The 18,814-nt window shown below is 44.6% G+C and carries 13 protein-coding genes; 6 read left to right on the plus strand and 7 right to left on the minus strand.

Features of this window, described 5'->3' with window-relative positions:
* Nucleotides 1-24: 24 nt before the first annotated feature.
* The gene (locus D8804_RS06265; RefSeq protein ID WP_125399182.1) at nucleotides 25-2,670 is read right to left on the minus strand and encodes an alpha-mannosidase; all 2,646 of its coding nucleotides are present in this window, start codon (nucleotides 2,668-2,670) and stop codon (nucleotides 25-27) included.
* A gap of 54 nt (nucleotides 2,671-2,724) precedes the next feature.
* Nucleotides 2,725-4,005: a glycoside hydrolase family 125 protein gene (locus D8804_RS06270; RefSeq protein ID WP_125399183.1), complete on the minus strand. Its 1,281-nt coding sequence runs from the start codon at nucleotides 4,003-4,005 to the stop codon at nucleotides 2,725-2,727.
* A gap of 170 nt (nucleotides 4,006-4,175) precedes the next feature.
* Here D8804_RS06270 and D8804_RS06275 point away from each other — a divergent pair, with 170 nt between their 5' ends.
* Nucleotides 4,176-6,263 carry a GH92 family glycosyl hydrolase gene (locus D8804_RS06275; protein WP_125399184.1) on the plus strand — a complete coding sequence of 696 codons (2,088 nt, stop codon included), beginning with the start codon at nucleotides 4,176-4,178 and terminating at the stop codon, nucleotides 6,261-6,263.
* A gap of 36 nt (nucleotides 6,264-6,299) precedes the next feature.
* Here the strand turns inward: D8804_RS06275 and D8804_RS06280 are convergent, their stop codons facing one another.
* Nucleotides 6,300-7,979, minus strand: coding sequence for an alpha-L-fucosidase (locus D8804_RS06280; protein ID WP_185774044.1), 1,680 nt, complete (start codon nucleotides 7,977-7,979; stop codon nucleotides 6,300-6,302).
* Nucleotides 7,980-8,733: 754 nt separating this feature from the next.
* Between D8804_RS06280 and arcA the strand changes: the two genes are divergently transcribed.
* The 5 genes from arcA to D8804_RS06305 all read left to right on the plus strand — a co-directional run bounded on the left by arcA (nucleotide 8,734) and on the right by D8804_RS06305 (nucleotide 15,238).
* Entirely contained in the window at nucleotides 8,734-9,963 is a 1,230-nt protein-coding gene (gene arcA / locus D8804_RS06285) for an arginine deiminase (RefSeq protein ID WP_093586221.1), read from the plus strand.
* A gap of 57 nt (nucleotides 9,964-10,020) precedes the next feature.
* The gene (gene argF / locus D8804_RS06290) at nucleotides 10,021-11,037 is read left to right on the plus strand and encodes an ornithine carbamoyltransferase (protein ID WP_000149840.1); all 1,017 of its coding nucleotides are present in this window, start codon (nucleotides 10,021-10,023) and stop codon (nucleotides 11,035-11,037) included.
* Between the two features lie 293 nt (nucleotides 11,038-11,330).
* The gene (arcC, locus tag D8804_RS06295; RefSeq protein WP_125399186.1) at nucleotides 11,331-12,278 is read left to right on the plus strand and encodes a carbamate kinase; all 948 of its coding nucleotides are present in this window, start codon (nucleotides 11,331-11,333) and stop codon (nucleotides 12,276-12,278) included.
* A 97-nt stretch (nucleotides 12,279-12,375) separates the two neighbouring features.
* Nucleotides 12,376-13,887: a YfcC family protein gene (locus tag D8804_RS06300; protein ID WP_001291839.1), complete on the plus strand. Its 1,512-nt coding sequence runs from the start codon at nucleotides 12,376-12,378 to the stop codon at nucleotides 13,885-13,887.
* A 22-nt stretch (nucleotides 13,888-13,909) separates the two neighbouring features.
* Entirely contained in the window at nucleotides 13,910-15,238 is a 1,329-nt protein-coding gene (locus D8804_RS06305) for a dipeptidase (protein ID WP_084945663.1), read from the plus strand.
* Nucleotides 15,239-15,294: 56 nt separating this feature from the next.
* Here the strand turns inward: D8804_RS06305 and D8804_RS06310 are convergent, their stop codons facing one another.
* The 4 genes from D8804_RS06310 to adcR are packed head-to-tail and all read right to left on the minus strand — an operon-like array spanning nucleotide 15,295 to nucleotide 18,753.
* Complete coding sequence (locus D8804_RS06310) at nucleotides 15,295-16,800, minus strand: zinc ABC transporter substrate-binding protein AdcA (RefSeq protein ID WP_125399187.1); 1,506 nt, start codon at nucleotides 16,798-16,800, stop codon at nucleotides 15,295-15,297.
* Nucleotides 16,801-16,809: 9 nt separating this feature from the next.
* Nucleotides 16,810-17,616 carry a metal ABC transporter permease gene (locus D8804_RS06315; protein ID WP_125399188.1) on the minus strand — a complete coding sequence of 269 codons (807 nt, stop codon included), beginning with the start codon at nucleotides 17,614-17,616 and terminating at the stop codon, nucleotides 16,810-16,812.
* Nucleotides 17,609-18,313: a metal ABC transporter ATP-binding protein gene (locus D8804_RS06320; RefSeq protein WP_001269480.1), complete on the minus strand. Its 705-nt coding sequence runs from the start codon at nucleotides 18,311-18,313 to the stop codon at nucleotides 17,609-17,611. Before D8804_RS06320 ends, D8804_RS06315 begins: the two co-directional genes overlap by 8 nt.
* Nucleotides 18,313-18,753 (minus strand): zinc-dependent transcriptional regulator AdcR, encoded by a 441-nt coding sequence (gene adcR / locus D8804_RS06325; protein ID WP_125399189.1) that lies wholly within the window; start codon nucleotides 18,751-18,753, stop codon nucleotides 18,313-18,315. The genes D8804_RS06320 and adcR overlap by 1 nt, the downstream gene beginning before the upstream one ends.
* Nucleotides 18,754-18,814: the final 61 nt, after the last annotated feature.

The raw sequence follows: 18,814 nt of genomic DNA on the forward strand, positions 1-18,814 counted from the left end.
TAGTTATAAAACACTTTAAAACTGTTAAATGTCTTCTTTTTTGATCAATTCTGTACGAATTTCTTGTGGCGCTAAGAGTCCTGAATGAACTGGATATGGTCGCTCAAGTAAGTCAAGAATGGTTTGTTGCTGTTCTGATATGCGAACATTTTCTTGACTCATATTGTAGTAACGAAGTACATATCCTTCTTCATTTTCAGCCACTTTAAAGGCTGTCGGGCAGACTTGTGGCAAGCTGAGCGCTGCATGACTCAAGAGGCTACCAGTCGCAGCAACACTTCCTTCTTGTTTAGCAACTTGAAGACTAGTGAATGGTGTTTGGAAGGCTTTGGCACGACGGAAGGCTGAGAAGCGTTCCCCTGCTTGGTGGCATTCGAGAGCAAACTCGACTTCAAACTCACGCAAGCACTGAGCCTCTGGTGTCGGGAAGTAACCCCAGTCACCTAACTCACCTGAGGCACGAAGAATGGTCACGGCAATGGTATCGTCTCCAAGGATTTCATACTCGTGCAATCCTTTATTGGCCACTGTCACCCCTTTTTCATCATCATAAAGGCTGACAAAGGCTTGTTGGTGTTGAGGATTTTCAGGATTTTCCCATGAAACCGCTGGTTTATTTGGTCGTGTCACCACCTCATAAATGCTTTCAGAATCATTACTTGGACGCGTATTATGAGTCTTAACCAAGAGACGGATACGGTGGTCTTTGGCGGTGTTGGTAAAGCGAGTCTTGAAGCGGATTTGTGGATTGTCAACAAAGACGGTCATCTCTGTTTCAAGAGGAAGGGTTGTCAATTCTTCTGAACGCCCAGCTTCACGCGTCATAAACTCGATGATGCCTCTCTGTTCCGCATCCAGTTTTTCGTCTGCACTTACTGGAATTGTCAATTCATGCTTGAGCAAGATTGTAGCAAAACGAGCTGTATTTTCTAAGACTTCACAGCCTTTGAGTTCTGAGTAGATAGGCTCTGTTCCTTTTGGTTGGAAATAGATGTACTCATTTCCAATGTCACCACGGTCTTCAAAGCGAACAACATCTTCATACGCTTCATGAGTTGTCTTGTCATAGACTGTGATGTTTTCATCCACACTGACCGTTACAAATGGCGTATCAATCACTCCATTTTGGTAAATACCGTCACGGTGTTCTTGTTCTCCTTCGAGCAATTGGAAGGTTGTCCAAGAAAGTGGTGCCAGATGAACAGGGACTGTCACGCGCACTTGTCGAGCGATACGAGCCTGACGGAACTTGTCTTTTGGCAAATCATACTCAAAGTTAGCTCCCAGGTCTTCGATTTTCGCTTCTACAGCATGCCCCTCCAAGTCTTCGACACGGTAGTTTGGCAAGGTCAAGGCTGCCATCTTCTTGTAGCCTTCTGTTGGGTGCAATTCCTTGAAATCACAAACCGCCACATCAATCACTGTGCTGACAGTGTCAACCTTGTCATGCAAGCCTGTATTGATAACCGTAAAGAGATGGTCGCTTTGGGCTTCGTGAGTTGCGATTTTACCCTTCCACTCGTTGAGAAGATTGGTCTTAACGAAATTTCCAACTTGGTTGACCTTGGCAAAACGTGTTTCCATCTCACGGTGAACTTCGTCCACACTACAGCCACAGATACTATCATGGGGAGCATTTTGTAGAAGGACTTTCCAAGCATAGGTCAACTGGTCCTTATGGTTGTGCCCACCAGTGATGACAGTCAATGGCTCCACTACTTGTTCTAGGAGGTTGCTATTTTCTTGGAAAGCTTGTTTGAGGTAAATACGGGATGAAGAAGTGTTGGCAAGTGTATACCAACCGTCTGTTTCTTGACTGGTCAACTCACCTGTAACCGTAGATAGTTGCTCAGGCAGAGCACTTTCTACTGCGTGGATATAGTCATCAAAGGAACTATGCACAAAGGTCACATCTGGGAAGAGTTCATTTGCTACACGAATGGCTTCGCTCAGATTTCGCTGTACAGGTTGGTGGTCACAGCCGTTCATCATCAACCACTGGTTGGTCGAAGCGTAGTCACGCACGTCTGCCAATTTTTGTTTCCAAAAGGCCAGAGCTTCATCCTTATCAACAGGGATTTCATTCCCATTACTGTACCAGTTGGCAAAGAGGATACCGAGGACACGACTTCCGTCTGCACCCTGCCAGTACATTTCTGAAAACTGAGAAGTAAACTGCTCATCTTCGAGGACTTGGTTGTCAAAGCCAATCGGCTTCACACCACGGCCAAAGGCTGCCACGTGAATACCTGATTTTTGAAGGATTTGGGGAGCTTGTCCCATATTTCCAAAGGTATCTGGGAAGTAACCAATCTGAGTAGATTTGCCCCATTTTGCACATTCAGCTTGACCAATCAAGGTATTGCGGACGTTGGCTTCACTGGAAATCAAGTAATCATCCTGCAAGATGTAAAAGGGACCAATTTTGAGTTTGCCTTGGTCGATGTAACCTTGGACTTTGTCGTGATTTTCAGGGCGAATTTCCAAGTAGTCATCAAGGACAATGGTTTGACCATCCAAGTGGAAACTCTTGAACTCAGGGTCATTTTCAAAGAGATCAAAGAGATTATCAAATAACTCCACCAACTGCATACGGTGGCTTTCAAAAGGCAAGTACCACTCACGGTCCCAGTGACTATGTGAGATAATATGAACTACAACATTTTCCATGAGTAAAACCTCATTCTAACTTAAATTTTTATTTCTATCTAACTAAAGAACTGACTAGCGGATATCCAGGTAATCCAAAACTAACTCACAGAACATCATGTTGGCCCAAGAGAACCATTCGCGAGAGTAGAGCGTTGGATCATCTACGTGGAAGCTTTCATGCATGACACCTGTGCCACCATCGCAGGCAACCAGCTGATCGAGCAAGAATTTCTTCTCCGCCTTATCTCTTGTTGTCAATCCTTGGATAGAAAGGGCAATGGGCCAGATATAGCGATAAAAGGTATGAGAACTTCCGAGACCGCTAGCGTATTCTCCTTGGTAGAAGTATGGATTTTCAGGGCTTAGAATGGTCCGACGAGTTGCTTGATACACTTCGTCTTCAATGTCGCAATAGCCCAGATAAGGCGCCGCCAGCAGACTCGGTACGTTTGGATCATCCATGATGCTAGCATTTCCTAAACCATCCACTTCAAAGGCGTAAATCTTTTCGCCCTTGCTGTTGGAGGTGTAGGCATAGTTTTCGATCCCTTCTTGGATCTCTGCTTGCAGACGTTTGGCATCTGCGATGATGCTTGAGCTATCAGCTAGATTCAATTCTGCAAAGATTTCTTGGACATAACCCAAGACAACGACTGCAAACATATTGGATGGAATCAAGTAGCTATACTGACAACAATCATCACTTGGTCGGAAGGCTGACCAGGTCATTCCTGTCACGGCAAAGTCCGGACCAAATCCATCATTCACCAGAGTATCTTCCTTGCGGTCTGTATCCCGAACGAAACGATAAGGAGAGTTCTTGTGGTCTTGCTCTACTGTCCAGAGATGAAGTATTTCCTTGGTCGCTGCGACAAAAGTCTCATCAAACTGACTAGTCTCTCCAGTCTCTTTCCAGAGGAGATAAGCCAACTGCAAAGGATAGCAAAGCGAGTCCACCTCGTACTTGCGTTCCCAAATCCAGCCATTAAGGTCTGTATGGTCAGTTTCGTGGTGCCCCTTCCAGTTCTCCTCAATGTTAAAAGAGTTGGCATAAGGATCCTTAAGCACCAAGGTCATCTGACGCTTGACCAAACCTGCAATGGTCTGACGCAGGAGAGGATCTCTTTTAGCCACATGAAGATATGGTCGTAACTGGGCTGTCGAATCCCGAAGCCACATGGCAGGAATATCCCCAGTCAAGACAAAAGTTGAACCATCTTCTAGAATCTCGACCGTATTGTCCAAAGTGTCTGTGTAGCAACGCTCGAAGACATCCACCCACTCCGGATGGTCCTTGGTCCGCTCCGCTACTTCATCTAGCCATTCTCTAACAATTTCTTTTGAATAAATCATCGTGCAGTTTCCTCTTTCAAACAAGTTTCATGTTCAGTATATAGTTTTTGAGACAGAAAATACATACACAAATGATAGTCATTTTTCTACAAAATTGCTTACTTTCGACCCCCATATCTAAAGGCCTCATTTTTCTGATATAATGTAGAAAAACAGCTAAAGGAAATACCATGAAACCACTACTTGAAACCATCGATACCCGCTTTGGGACTGCTAGCAAGCATGCCTTTTCTCGGGGAAATACCCTGCCCTACACAGGCGTCCCTTTCGGGATGAATTATTTTGTTCCCCAGACCAGCGATCAGGAGGGTGCTTGGTTTTTCGATTCGCATCTGCCCATTTTTCAGGGGATTCGATTAACCCATCAGCCCAGTCCTTGGATTGGCGAATATTCTTGGCTCCTTCTGACACCTGTCACCGGTCAACTGGGCGGAGATAGCCTCTTTCACCGCCAGTCTTCTTATGATATAGATAAAGCTTGCTTCCAGCCTCACTATTTGAAACTCTTTTCTCTGCGCTATCAGATTGAAACCCGGCTCACACCGACTTGCTACGGCGCTTCTATTCGTTTGGAGCAAAAGCAAGGGAAAGCCCTCTCCCTCTATCTTCACACAGCAGATGAACTGACAGTCGAGCAAGTAGATAAGCGGACTCTAGCCCTGAGACAAGAAGGGAAAACTGAGACTAACAAAAATCTACTAACTATGTTCACTGCCCTGCAAATGAATACGGATATTCTTGCTGTCAGCCAAGAAGGTGGAGACTGGCGAATTGACCTAGCAGATGGTCATGCCGAGATTCGGCTAGCGGCTTCTTTCATCTCCCCTTCTCAAGCTCTGCTTAATATACCTCAAAAGGACTTTGATAGCTGTAAAGCAAGTGCGAAAGCGGACTGGGAAAATCTCCTCCATCGTTTTGATGTGCTGGAGACAGGAGAGGCTGACCGAACCTTCTTTGACCACTGCCTTTACAGACTCTTTCTCTTCCCGCAGACTTTTTATGAGGTTGATGAATCAGGGCAAGCCATCCACATGGATCTGGCTACTGGTACTGTCAAGCACGGTGTCCTCTTTAGCAACAATGGTTTCTGGGATACCTTCCGAACTACATTTCCCCTCTTTGCCCTTATCATACCAGAACACTATCACCGCTTTTTAGAGGGTTTCCTCAATAGCTACCGCGATACTGGATTCCTTCCAAAGTGGCTAGCTCCAGATGAACGTGGCATGATGCCCGGTACCCTGCTAGATGGCATTATCGCGGATAGCGCCTGCAAGGACATGGCTCCCGACTTGGAAGAAGAACTCCTTCAAGCCATGCTTGAAACAGCCACCAAGTCCGACCCTCTCGGCATCAATGGTCGCCACGGACTAGCCCAATACCAAGAGCTTGGCTACCTCTCTACCGACCACCACGAAAGTGTCAGCCATACCCTAGACTATGCCTATAGCGACTTTTGTATCGCTAGCTGTGCCGAAAAACTAGGTCAGAATGATATCGCGGAAACTTATAGAACTGCTTCACAAAATTACCGCCATCTATTTGACGCTGAGACAGGTTACATGCGAGCGCGAGACAGCCAAGGCAACTTCCGCCCCGACTTCTCTCCTTATAGTTGGGGACGCGACTACGCCGAATGCTCTGCCATTCAAGCGACTTTAGGCGTCCTCCACGACATCCCAGGCTTAATCCAACTTATGGGTGGAAAAGAAACCTTTAGCAACTATCTTTTGAAATCCTGTCAGGGCGCTCCTCTCTTTGAAACCACCGGCTATGGTTACGAAATTCATGAAATGAGCGAGATGGCTACCGCTCCTTTTGGGCAAATCGCCATTTCAAACCAACCTAGTTTCCACATTCCTTATCTCTTTCGCTACAGCGACCACCCTGACTATACCGCTCTACTCATCAAGACTCTGCGTCAGAAAGCCTTTCACCCAAGCTGGCAAGCCTATCCTGGCGATGAAGACAATGGTAGTCTCTCTGCTTGGTACATCTGGTCGGCTCTCGGATTCTATCCGACCTGTCCGGGCAAGCCCAGCTACGATATCGGAATCCCTCTCTTTGACCGCCTCCGTATCTTCCTGGCTAAGGAAAATAAATGGCTGGATATACATGCCGAGCAAAACTACAGCCATTTCAACTTTGTCAAAGAATGCCGATTGGACAAGTCCCCAGTATCTAGCATTCAACACCAAGACCTCTTGAAAGCTGAGCAACTGACCTTTACACTTAGCTGGTTGCCAAGTCACTCATAACCAAAAGAACCTTTGCATGACGCAAAGGTTCTTCTTTTATGAAACTTGTACTTGAAGCCGGTCAATAAGCTGCCCATCTACCGTCAAATTCAGATAAAAATCTAAGCTTTTATCTCCTGAAAAATACAAGGTTGGTAGCGTTAGCCTTTTTTCAGTCTCGCCAGCTTGAAACGCAAGAACTTGAATCTCATCCCGATAAGCAACACCATGCACACCCGTCCCTGGCTGAATCGAAATCTTAGCTTCTAAAGGACTGCTAAATTCTATGCGCTTCACTGTAAAGTGGACATTTTCTCCCTTGGTCACAGCTAGACTTTTTTCTGAAAACTCTAGTTGCTGAACAACTTCTTTTTTTGACAAGCTAGGTGTTTTATAAAGTGAAATCTTGGTTAACAAAGGCAAAGCCTGTGCCTCTGTGATGATTACACGCACCTTCTGCGCCTCAACGACTGATCCTCGTAAGAGACGTTTGTAGCCAACAGTATAACCAGATCCAAACTCCTGCCAGACACCATCCAACTCTACCTGAACATGGAAAGCAGCGATGCGTTGCCCTAGCTTCAAATCTTCCCTCAGCTCGATTACATCGAAAGTCTTGGGAGTTCCTAAATCAATCTCTAACTGGATTGACAACTCTGAATCACTTGCCCATAAACTAGTTTCCAGTTCATCTGTCAGATGATGACAGGCAAAGTCTGGTGATAGAGCAGGGCCATATACCTTGGCTCCCAGAGCCAGATCTTCTTTATAGAATTCGTCACGGTAGGCAGCAAATTCATAGAGGCGCTGGATATCCTTTTCATCAAAGAGGCCATCTTGGTTTGGTGGGATATTAAGCAAGAGTGGAGTTCCCCGCCCTACTGAGTGAAAATAGATCTCGACCAACTCCTCGAGAGACTTAGGCTCCTGATCCTCATGGTAAAACCAGCCTGGCCGAAGAGAAACATCTGCCTCACCGATTGAAAACAGCGTCCCCGAGGGATCTCCGTGCTGTAGATAATCTAATTCCGCCTCTGTCCCCAACTGGTCGGGTTTGACTTTTTGCCACAAGGGAGCCCCTGCATAGCCCCGTTCATTTCCAATCCAGCGAATACTAGTTCCCTCAGTTGAGAAAATCAAACAATCGCCCTGCAAGTCACAAATGGTTTCAAACCAGGTCTCAAACTCATAGTTGACCTTCTGGGCCCCTTCCCCTCGAGCACCATCCATCCACACCTCAGAGAACTTCCCGGCATTCCCATAGGCAGGATTTGACAAGATTTCCTTCAACTGAGCCAGATAGTAGGCATTGTAGTCCGCTTCTCGGTCCACGTGATAGAGGGGACTGTGAGCATCCCAAGGCGACAAATACACTCCCATATCCATATCAAACTCAGTTGCGGCTTGGGAAACCTCAAGGAGCAAGTCCCCCTTTCCATCCCTCCAAGGGCTAGCCTTAACCGAATAGTCCGTGTAAGCGGTCGGATAGAGCACAAATCCATCATGGTGCTTGACTACCAAAATCAGCTTTTTAAAACCCGTTTCTTTGAGTACCCGGACCCATTCACGCGCATCCAACTTGGTCGGGTTAAAACGCTTGGGATCCTCCTGCCCACTTCCCCATTCTTGGTCATAAAAGGTATTGGGGCCAAAATGGATAAAGGCAGCTAGTTCATCCTCTAAATAAGCTAGCTGGGCCTGACTTGGTAATGGCCCATGTGGTTTTATTTTTGTCATCATCTCATATCTCTTTCTCTGATTATTTCTCTTGCTCACAAAGTTATCCACAACTTGTGGATAAGAAAACATGCCTAAAAACTAGCTTTTCTAGACTCCGGCTCTTTGACTTTAAACCAAGCACCTTCAGCAAACTCTGCTCAAATCCCCACTGCACTAGGATTTCTACTAGAAAGCTGACCAGTTACTAGTTGCCGGTGCTATTATCAAGAACCCTCTAGGATATTAGCTGAATCTCCTGCTCTCCCCAGACTTATCCACAACTTGTGAATAACTCCTTCTTCCTAGTTCTTACCGCGTTGACTATAACAAAAAATCTAGGTACCGTCAATAAGACAAGGCTGTCTCCCTAAATACTCAGAAAAGATTCTATAATTTGTACAATATACATTTTATGCCATTCAAAAGAAAGGCTTTCAGATAGATTTCATATAATTTTCTAAGTGGCTTTCAATCATTGTTCTTCTCAATTCCTCGTCAGAAATGACTTAAAATCTGGACATTTCTTCTTAAAATGTGAAATTTAGCATAATTTTTTCAAAAAATATTATATTCTTTATAGTAGAAGTTTATACATTTATTTCCTCTAATTCCTTTTGCTATCGTATAATAACATAAAATACTACTAAAACCTTGTTTTGTCCGAATTTTTAATCATTTTTTACTATTGACACGCCTCTGAGAATATGATATAACGTAAATGTAAGCGGTACCAAAAAGGTGCCACCGTGAAAATTTTTAAGGAGGAAAACACATGTCTTCACATCCAATTCAGGTATTCTCAGAAATTGGGAAACTGAAAAAAGTTATGTTGCACCGTCCAGGCAAAGAGTTGGAAAACTTGTTGCCGGACTATCTCGAAAGGCTTCTTTTTGATGACATTCCATTCTTGGAAGATGCTCAAAAAGAACATGACGCATTTGCTCAAGCTCTTCGTGATGAAGGAATTGAGGTCCTTTACCTAGAGCAATTGACTGCTGAATCATTGACTTCCCCAGAAATCCGCGATCAATTTATCGAGGAATATTTAGACGAAGCTAACATCCGTGGTCGTCAAACCAAGGCGGCTATTCGTGAATTGCTTCACGGTATCAAGGACAACCAAGAATTGGTTGAAAAAACTATGGCAGGGGTTCAAAAAGTTGAATTGCCAGAAATTCCTGAAGAAGCAAAAGGCTTAACTGACTTGGTTGAGTCAGACTATCCATTTGCTATTGACCCAATGCCAAACCTCTACTTCACTCGCGACCCATTTGCAACCATTGGTAATGCCGTATCACTTAACCACATGTATGCAGATACTCGTAACCGTGAAACTCTTTATGGTAAATACATTTTCAAACACCATCCACTCTATGGTGGAAAAGTAGAATTAGTCTACAACCGTGAAGAAGATACACGTATTGAAGGTGGAGATGAGCTCGTTCTTTCTAAAGACGTTCTTGCAGTAGGTATCTCTCAACGTACAGATGCAGCTTCGATTGAAAAACTCTTGGTGAACATCTTCAAGAAAAATGTTGGCTTCAAGAAAGTATTGGCATTTGAATTTGCTAACAACCGTAAATTCATGCACTTGGATACTGTCTTCACCATGGTTGACTATGACAAGTTCACAATTCACCCAGAAATCGAAGGCGATCTTCGTGTGTACTCTGTCACTTATGAAAATGAAAAACTCAAGATTGTTGAAGAAAAAGGTGACTTAGCTGAACTTCTTGCGAAGAACCTCGGCGTAGAAAAAGTTCATTTGATCCGTTGCGGTGGTGGCAATATCGTAGCAGCTGCGCGTGAACAATGGAATGACGGCTCCAACACTTTGACCATCGCACCTGGTGTAGTCGTCGTTTATGCCCGCAATACCATTACCAATAAGATCCTAGAAGAATACGGGCTTCGCTTGATTAAGATTCGCGGAAGCGAATTGGTTCGGGGCCGTGGTGGACCTCGTTGTATGTCTATGCCATTTGAACGTGAAGAAGTATAATCGCTGTTCAGTATTTGTCAATAAAAAATGTAAAAAATAGAAAGAGGAAATAATAGAATGACACATTCAGTATTCCAAGGACGCAGCTTCTTAGCAGAAAAAGACTTTACTCGCGCAGAGTTAGAATACCTTATCGGTCTTTCAGCTCACTTGAAGGATTTGAAAAAACGCAATATCCAACACCACTACCTTGCTGGTAAAAATATCGCCCTCCTGTTTGAAAAAACTTCTACTCGTACACGTGCAGCCTTTACAACTGCAGCTATTGACCTTGGTGCTCATCCAGAATACCTCGGAGCAAATGACATTCAGTTAGGTAAAAAAGAATCTACTGAAGATACTGCAAAAGTTTTGGGTCGTATGTTTGACGGGATTGAATTCCGTGGTTTCAGCCAACGTATGGTTGAAGAACTAGCAGAATTTTCAGGTGTTCCAGTATGGAACGGTCTAACTGACGAATGGCACCCAACTCAAATGTTGGCTGACTACTTGACTGTTCAAGAAAACTTCGGTCGCTTGGAAGGCTTGACATTGGTATACTGTGGTGATGGACGTAACAACGTTGCCAATAGCTTGCTCGTAACAGGTGCTATCCTTGGTGTTAACGTTCACATCTTCTCACCAAAAGAACTCTTCCCAGAAAAAGAAATCGTTGAATTGGCTGAAGGATTTGCTAAAGAAAGTGGTGCACACATCCTCATCACCGAAGATGCAGACGAAGCTGTCAAAGGTGCCGATGTACTTTACACAGACGTTTGGGTATCTATGGGTGAAGAAGACAAATTCGCAGAACGCGTTGCACTTTTGAAACCTTACCAAGTCAATATGGACTTAGTGAAAAAAGCAAACAACGAAAACTTGATCTTCCTCCACTGTTTACCAGCATTCCACGACACTCACACTGTTTATGGTAAAGATGTTGCTGAGAAATTTGGCGTAGAAGAAATGGAAGTAACAGACGAAGTCTTCCGTAGCAAGTATGCTCGCCACTTTGACCAAGCAGAAAACCGTATGCACACTATCAAAGCTGTTATGGCTGCTACTCTTGGAAATCTCTATATTCCTAAAGTATAAAACTTACTCGTATACACAACACAGGGGTTGAGACGAAAGCTATGATAGCTTATCAGTTCTAGCGAAAGAAAGCAAGGATTCCGTTTGACAGATTTGCCACCTTACTCTTGTCATCTTCCTGCTTCCTAGTCTCATTCTGATAAACGTCGGCTATGCGTTCAACCCCTTTTATTAGTAGTAATGACTAATTTGTCTTTTAAAAAGACGCTACCTCCACTTCATATTTTATCATCATACCTGCCTGTAGCTCTTGGAGTTCTGTCAGGTTTACCATATTAAAGGAAGGAGAGCTCATGTCTCATAGAAAAATCGTCGTTGCTTTAGGCGGAAATGCCATCCTCTCCACTGACCCATCTGCCCAAGCTCAACAGGCTGCTCTGGTAGAAACAGCTCGTCATCTGGTCAAGTTGATTCAAAACGGAGATGAACTGATCATCACTCACGGAAATGGTCCTCAGGTGGGTAATCTCTTGCTTCAACACTTGATGGCAGATTCGGAAAAAAACCCTGCCTTCCCCCTTGATTCTTTGGTTGCCATGACCGAGGGTAGTATCGGTTTTTGGCTACAATGTGCTCTTGATAACGCATTGCTCGATGTAGGACTTGATAAAAATGTCGCTTCTGTTGTTACCCAAGTTATAGTAGACAAGGAAGACCCTGCCTTTATCAATCCCACCAAACCAATCGGTCCATTCTACTCAGAAGAGGATGCCAAAGCTGAGAGCGAAAAAACAGGAGCAACCTTCAAAGAAGATGCCGGTCGTGGCTGGCGTAAAGTGGTGGCTTCACCAAAACCAATCGACATTAAAGAAATCAACAGCATCCGCACCTTGCTCGATAATGGTCAAGTTGTCATCGCAGCAGGTGGAGGAGGTATCCCTGTTGTTAAAAATGAAAACGGTTACTTACGTGGGGTCGAAGCCGTTATCGACAAAGACTTTGCGTCTCAACGACTAGCAGAACTCGTCGAAGCTGACCTCTTTATCGTCCTTACTGGCGTAGACTACGTTTATGTCAACTACAATAAACCTGACCAAGAAAAACTTGAACACGTTACCGTCAGTCAACTAAAAGAATACATCAAACAAGGACAATTCGCACCAGGTAGCATGCTACCAAAAGTCGAAGCTGCTATCGATTTTGTAACCAACCGCCCAGAAGGCAAGGCTGTTATCACTTCCCTCAGCAATCTAGGCGCCTTGATCGAGTCCGAAAGCGGAACAATTATTGTTAAAGACTAGCCATTTTAACCCAAGTACAAGCTCTAACTAGGAGTACTCAGGTAAACCAACATCATTCGTTTTTATACTTTGTGGCATAGTTTAGGAGGAAAAACAAATGAGTGAAAAAACAAAAAAAAGGTTCCAAATGCCTTCATCTTACACTGTTTTGATCATTATTATTGCTATCATGGCAATCTTGACTTGGATCATTCCAGCAGGTAAGTATGACACGAACGAAGCAGGTGGCCTCATTGCAGGTACCTATCAAACTGTTGACTCTAATCCCCAAGGGATTTACGATATTCTAATGGCTCCAATCCGGGCGATGCTCGGTCACGAACCAACTAAAGCCGCTATTGACGTAGCCTTCTTCATCCTCATGGTTGGAGGATTTCTAGGTGTCGTCAATGCGACAGGCACATTAGATGTTGGTATTGCCTCTATTGTTAAGAAATACAAAGGACGCGAAAAAATGCTGATCCTCATCCTCATGCCCCTCTTTGCACTTGGAGGAACAACTTATGGTATGGGTGAAGAAACCATGGCATTTTATCCACTCCTTGTTCCTGTTATGATGGCTGTTGGTTTTGATAGCATTACTGCCGTTGCCATCATTCTACTAGGTTCTCAAGTTGGCTGTCTTGCCTCTACTCTCAATCCCTTTGCTACTGTTATCGCTTCTGATACCGCAGGTGTGTCATCTATGGACGGGGTTATCCTTCGTATCATCTTCTGGTTTGTTATGACAGGTATTAGTACTTACTTTGTCTACCGCTATGCAGAAAAGATTCAAAAGGATCCCACAAAATCACTTGTCTACTCTCAACGTGAAGAAGACCTTAAACACTTCAATGTCACTGATAACGAAAATGCTCCATCTGTCTTGAACAAGAAACAAAAACATGTTCTTGCCTTGTTCATCTTGACTTTCATCATCATGATCGCCAGCTTTATCCCTTGGGTAGACTTGCACATCACTCTATTTGAAGACTTCAAGAATTGGTTGATTGGTCTCCCTGTTATTGGTGGAGCTATCGGTTCATCTGCTCTACCATTCGGTAGCTGGTACTTCCCAGAAGGTGCGATGCTCTTTGCTGTGATGGGTATTCTTATTGGTGTTGTTTACGGCCTTAAGGAAAGCAAGATTATCTCTACTTTTATGGCTGGTGCAGCAGATCTTCTCACCGTAGCCTTGATTTGTGCAGTGGCTCGTGGTATCCAAGTTATCATGAATGATGGTATGATTACTGCAACTATTCTACACTGGGGTGAAGTCGGACTTCAAGGTCTCTCTTCTCAAGTCTTCATCGTTTTGACTTACCTCTTCTACCTTCCTATGTCATTCCTTATCCCATCTTCATCTGGACTTGCTAGTGCTACAATGGGAATCATGGCACCACTTGGCGAGTTCGTTAACGTAAAACCTAGTCTCATCATCACTGCCTATCAATCTGCATCTGGTGTACTAAACCTTGTCGCTCCAACTTCTGGTATCGTTATGGGGGCTCTCGCGCTCGGCCGTATCAGTCTAGGAACTTGGTGGAAATTTGTTACTAAACTCATTGTCGTTATTGTCATTGTGAGCATACTTCTTCTTATCCTAGGTACCTTCCTACCATTCCTTTAGAACAAAGTGTGAGGTAAAACGAATGACCGTCTACATCACTGACTCCATTAAACAGAGCTTTATACAGAGTCTAAAGACTCTCATCTCCTACCCATCTGTCCTCCAAGAAGGGGAAAATGGAACACCTTTTGGACAAGCTATTCAAGACGTTCTAGAAAAGACGCTGGAAATCTGCCGTGAACTTGGCTTTAAAACTTATATTGATCCCAAGGGCTATTATGGTTATGCAGAGGTTGGTGAGGGAGAACTCCTTGCCATCCTCTGTCACTTGGATGTTGTGCCTGCAGGAGATTTGTCAGATTGGCAATCTCCTCCATTTGAAGCAACTATCAGAGAAGGCAAACTCTATGGACGAGGGGCACAAGACGACAAAGGTCCTTCACTCGCAGCTCTCTACGCAGTGAAAAGCTTGCTGGACCAAGGCATCCAATTTAAGAAGCGCGTGCGTTTTATCTTTGGTACGGATGAAGAAACTCTTTGGAGATGTATGGCACGCTACAACGCCCTCGAAGAAACAGCCAGTATGGGATTCGCCCCTGATTCATCATTTCCTTTGACATACGCTGAAAAGGGGCTCCTTCAAGTCAAGCTTCATGGCCCCGGTTCTGATTATCTCAAGCTCGATGTCGGAGGTGCATTTAATGTCGTACCAGATAAGGCAAATTATCAAGGTCCTCTTTATGAAGCGGTTTGTAAAGGGTTGAAGGAAGCAAATTTTGATCACCAAACCACAGACCAAACCGTGACCGTACTCGGGGTACCTAAACACGCCAAAGATGCTAGTCAGGGTATAAATGCAGTCATTCGGCTTGCTAGTGTACTCGCACCTCTCCAATCCCACCCTGCCCTCCATTTTCTAGCCGACAAAGCAGGGCAAGATGGTAGAGGGCTTGGAATCTTTGGAGAAGTTGCTGATGAACCGTCTGGTACCCTTTCCTTTAATGTTGCAGGGTTGACCATCAATCCCGATTGCTCCGAGATTCGGATCGATATACGCATACCTGTGCTAGCAGATAAAGAGAAACTGGTGGCACAGCTCACTCAGTGCGTCAAAGACTACCAACTTAACTACCAAGAATTTGACTATCTAGCCCCCCTCTATGTCGCAAGAGATAGCCAACTTGTTACTACCCTTATGCAAGTCTACCAAGAAAAAACCGGAGATAAAACTCCTCCTCTCTCATCAGGTGGTGCTACCTTTGCCCGCACCATGCCAAACTGTGTAGCCTTTGGCGCTCTTTTCCCAGGAGCACAACAAACTGAACATCAGGCAAATGAAGCAGCTGTCCTAGACGATCTTTATCGCGCTATGGACATCTACGCAGAGGCGGTTTACCGTCTCGCAACCTAACCAGATAAAGGTTTCTACCAAAAAATCCCGCAGATTTGCGGGATTTTTCTCTTGCATCAATGCGCCAACATTTCTTGGGCGATTTCTTGACCAGATAGGTTATCTGGGTAGTAGGTTGGCCAGTTATCCATCTCTTCAAAGAGGGCTTCTTGGCTGGTGCCTACAAAGAAGATATGGAAATGTTCTGCCTTGACTGGAGCGATATTGTGGTCACTAAACTGAACATACTTGAACTGTCCAGCGTCCGCATCTGTCGCTTCAAAGAGGAAGCGCACGCCACGATTGCCTTTCTTATAAGTCAAGATTTTCTTGCCGACATACTTGTAGGTGAATTTCTTGCTTTGGCCACCTTGGATGAATTCCATGGTATTGTCCGTGATATTAATCTTAGTCACATCTGTCTGATAGCCTTTTCTATAGTAAGCCTTATACTCATCCTTGGTCATCTTGCCAGTCAACTTAGCCTTGTAGTCAAAGACTTGATCGAAGGTTCCATCCTCAAGGAAAGGATAAACTGACTGCCAGTTGCCTATATAGTCACTCAAGGTGCGGTCTTTGACATCTGCATCCTCAAAGTAACCATTGTGAACTGTCTTGGTATTTTCTTCCTTCTCTGGTTCGATTTCTGGTCCTTCTTGGTCCGTTGTTTGTTTCAAAGCCTTGAGGTTTTTCTCCATCACGGAGATATAGTCCTCACCAGCCTTGGTTGCTTCTTCTGTCAGGCTTTCTAGCGGATTGAGCACATCTAGTTTGACGCCCGTTTCTTTTGAGAGGGTATTGGCGAGGGCTTGTGAGGCATTTTCCTCAAAGTAGATATAAGAAATCTTGTTTTTCTTGATATACTCTGTCAATTCTGCCAAACGTGCTGCTGATGGCTCTGCATCTGGTGAGAGACCTGAGATGGATACTTGCTTGAGGCCGTAGTCCAAAGCCAAGTATCGGAAAGCTGCGTGCTGGGTCACAAAGCTCTTTTGTTTGGCTTGAGACAAGCCATCTGTGTAGGTCTTGTCCAAGGCTTTTAGTTTCTCAATATAGGCAGCTGCGTTCTTCTCAAAAGTCTCTTTTTTATCAGGATAATCTGCTGACAAGCTGTCACGGATATGCTCTACCAGTTTGATGGCGCGTGCTGGTGATAACCAAACGTGGGGATCGTAGTCGTGATGGTGACCCTCACCGCCATGATCATGCCCTTCCTCTTCTTCCTCACCACCTGGCAAGAGCAGCATATCACCTGTCGCCTTGATAGTTTTCACCTTTTTCTTATCCAAGGATTCTAGTAATTTTGGAACCCAAGTTTCCATATTTTCATTTTCATAGACAAAGGTATCTGCATCTTGGATTTTAGCAACTGCCTTGGCAGACGGTTCGTATTCGTGAGGTTCTGTACCAGCACCGATTAGAAGTTCTACATTAGCAGTATCTCCTGCGACTTGCTTGGTAAATTCGTAGACAGGGTAAAAGGTTGTCACGATATTTAGCTTCCCATCTGCCTGTTTTTGATTGGAACAAGCCACTAAAAACAAGGCACATAGACTAGCTAGCAATAAGCTCAGTTTTTTCATTTCATTCTCCTATTTGATAAAGCGTTTCAGTAGACTGACTAACAAAAAGACAGCTACAAAGATAATGGTGATACTAGCGCTGGCAGGGGTTTCCGCATAGTAGGAAATATAGAGTCCTGCCACCATTCCCAAAAAGCCAATAGCGCTGGCTAGTAACATAACGGATTTAAAGTTTTTCCCCAAACGAAGGGCAATACTAGCTGGCAAAACCATAATGGTCGACACCAGAAGAGCTCCTGCTGCTGGAATCATGAGGGCAATGGCCACCCCTGTCACCATGTTAAAAAGAATGGACATGGTACGAACTGGAAGTCCATCCACAAAGGCCGTATCCTCATCAAAAGTCAGGATATACATTGGTCGCAAGAATAAGAAAGTCAAGAGTAAAACGACCGTTGCAATGGCAAAGAGGAAAATCACCTGCTCCTGACTAATGGTCACAATAGACCCAAAGAGATATTGGTCCAAACTCATGGAGCTCGAACTTTTCCCCTTACTCATCACAATAAGGGAGACTGCAAGCCCTGTTGACATGAGGATGGCAGTTCCGATTTCCATAAAGTTCTTGTAAACCGTACGGAGATACTCCAGAAAGATCGCAGCTATCAAGACAATAACAATGGTCGAAATGGTTGGAGAAATCCCCAAAACCAGACCAAAGGCAACCCCTGACAAGGAAACGTGACTAAGAGTATCACTCATGAGACTCTGACGACGTAAGATAAGGAAGGTCCCAAGGACTGGAGAAAAGAGACTCATGGCAATAACAGCCAAGAAGGCACGCTGCATGAAGTCATAGGATAACAAACTAAGCATGGTCCACCTCCTGGTCACTCTCGTGAACGTTAAAACAACGCCATGGCGAGTCTTGGTTACGCACTAGATGGATATTGCGATCTGCGTAGGCCTTGACCTCCTCAGGGTCATGGGTAATCATCAAAACGGCCTTGCCATGATGGTGGGCACTGTGGTGCATGAGTTCGTAAAATTCATTTTTGCTCCCCGCATCCATCCCTGTCGTCGGCTCATCCAAGACAAAGATATCTGGGTCAGAAGCAAACATCCGTGCAATAACCGCCCGCTGCTTTTGCCCTCCCGAGAGGGAGCCAATTCGTTTATCACGATGTTCCCACATACCAACCGAGTCTAGACTGGCCTTGATATGCTCCTCATCGTGAGCATTCAAACGACGGAACCAGCCCTTTCGCGGATAGCGACCCGACTTGACAAATTCATAAACCGTACTTGGAAAACCAGCATTAAAACTGGCAATCTGCTGAGGAAGATAGGCTATCCTAAGCTTTTTCCCATGAGTATTTGTCTTTGAGATGGTTACCTTGCCAAATCTTGGTTGCAAGATGCCTAGACTCGCCTTGATAAGCGTCGTCTTGGCAGCTCCATTTTCACCAGTCAGGGTGACAAACTCCCCGCTATCAACACTGTAGTTGATATGCTCGAGGACAGGTTCTTTGTCATAATAGAAAGACAAGTCCTCTACTGTAATATACCGCATTATTTGATTTCTCCTACTAAAGCAGTTAAAAACCGCTGGATAACTTCTTGTTCATTTGGAGTAAACTGACTTGCCACTTGTTCATAGGCTAAGAGCGTGTGCTCATGGTGATGGTGGTGTTCCGCCGCTACTGGTCGAGCCAAATCAGTCAACTGATAAAAAATCACACGCGCATCCTTTGGATCTCTCGATGTCTCTAACATTCCTTCTTTGACCAAAGACTTGATAGCCTTGGTCACTGCCGCCTGACTGACGTTAAGACGACGAGCCAACTCCGAGTTGGTTAGGGATTCTTCTGACAAGAGCATGAGGATGTGTTCCTGAGTATTGGTCAAGGCTACGTCACTTGTGCAATGCCCTATCAGAATTTCATGCTGGTTCTCAGATCTCAGGATCACCTCGTTTAAAAAGTTATCGATTTCCTGTGCAAGCTGTCTCATGTGTTACTCCTTTCTTAACTATCACTTTTAGATAAAAGTATCGATAGCCACCGATTCTTTA

Origin of the sequence: Streptococcus oralis, assembly GCF_003944215.1 — a bacterium.
Lineage (GTDB): Bacteria > Bacillota > Bacilli > Lactobacillales > Streptococcaceae > Streptococcus > Streptococcus oralis_BI.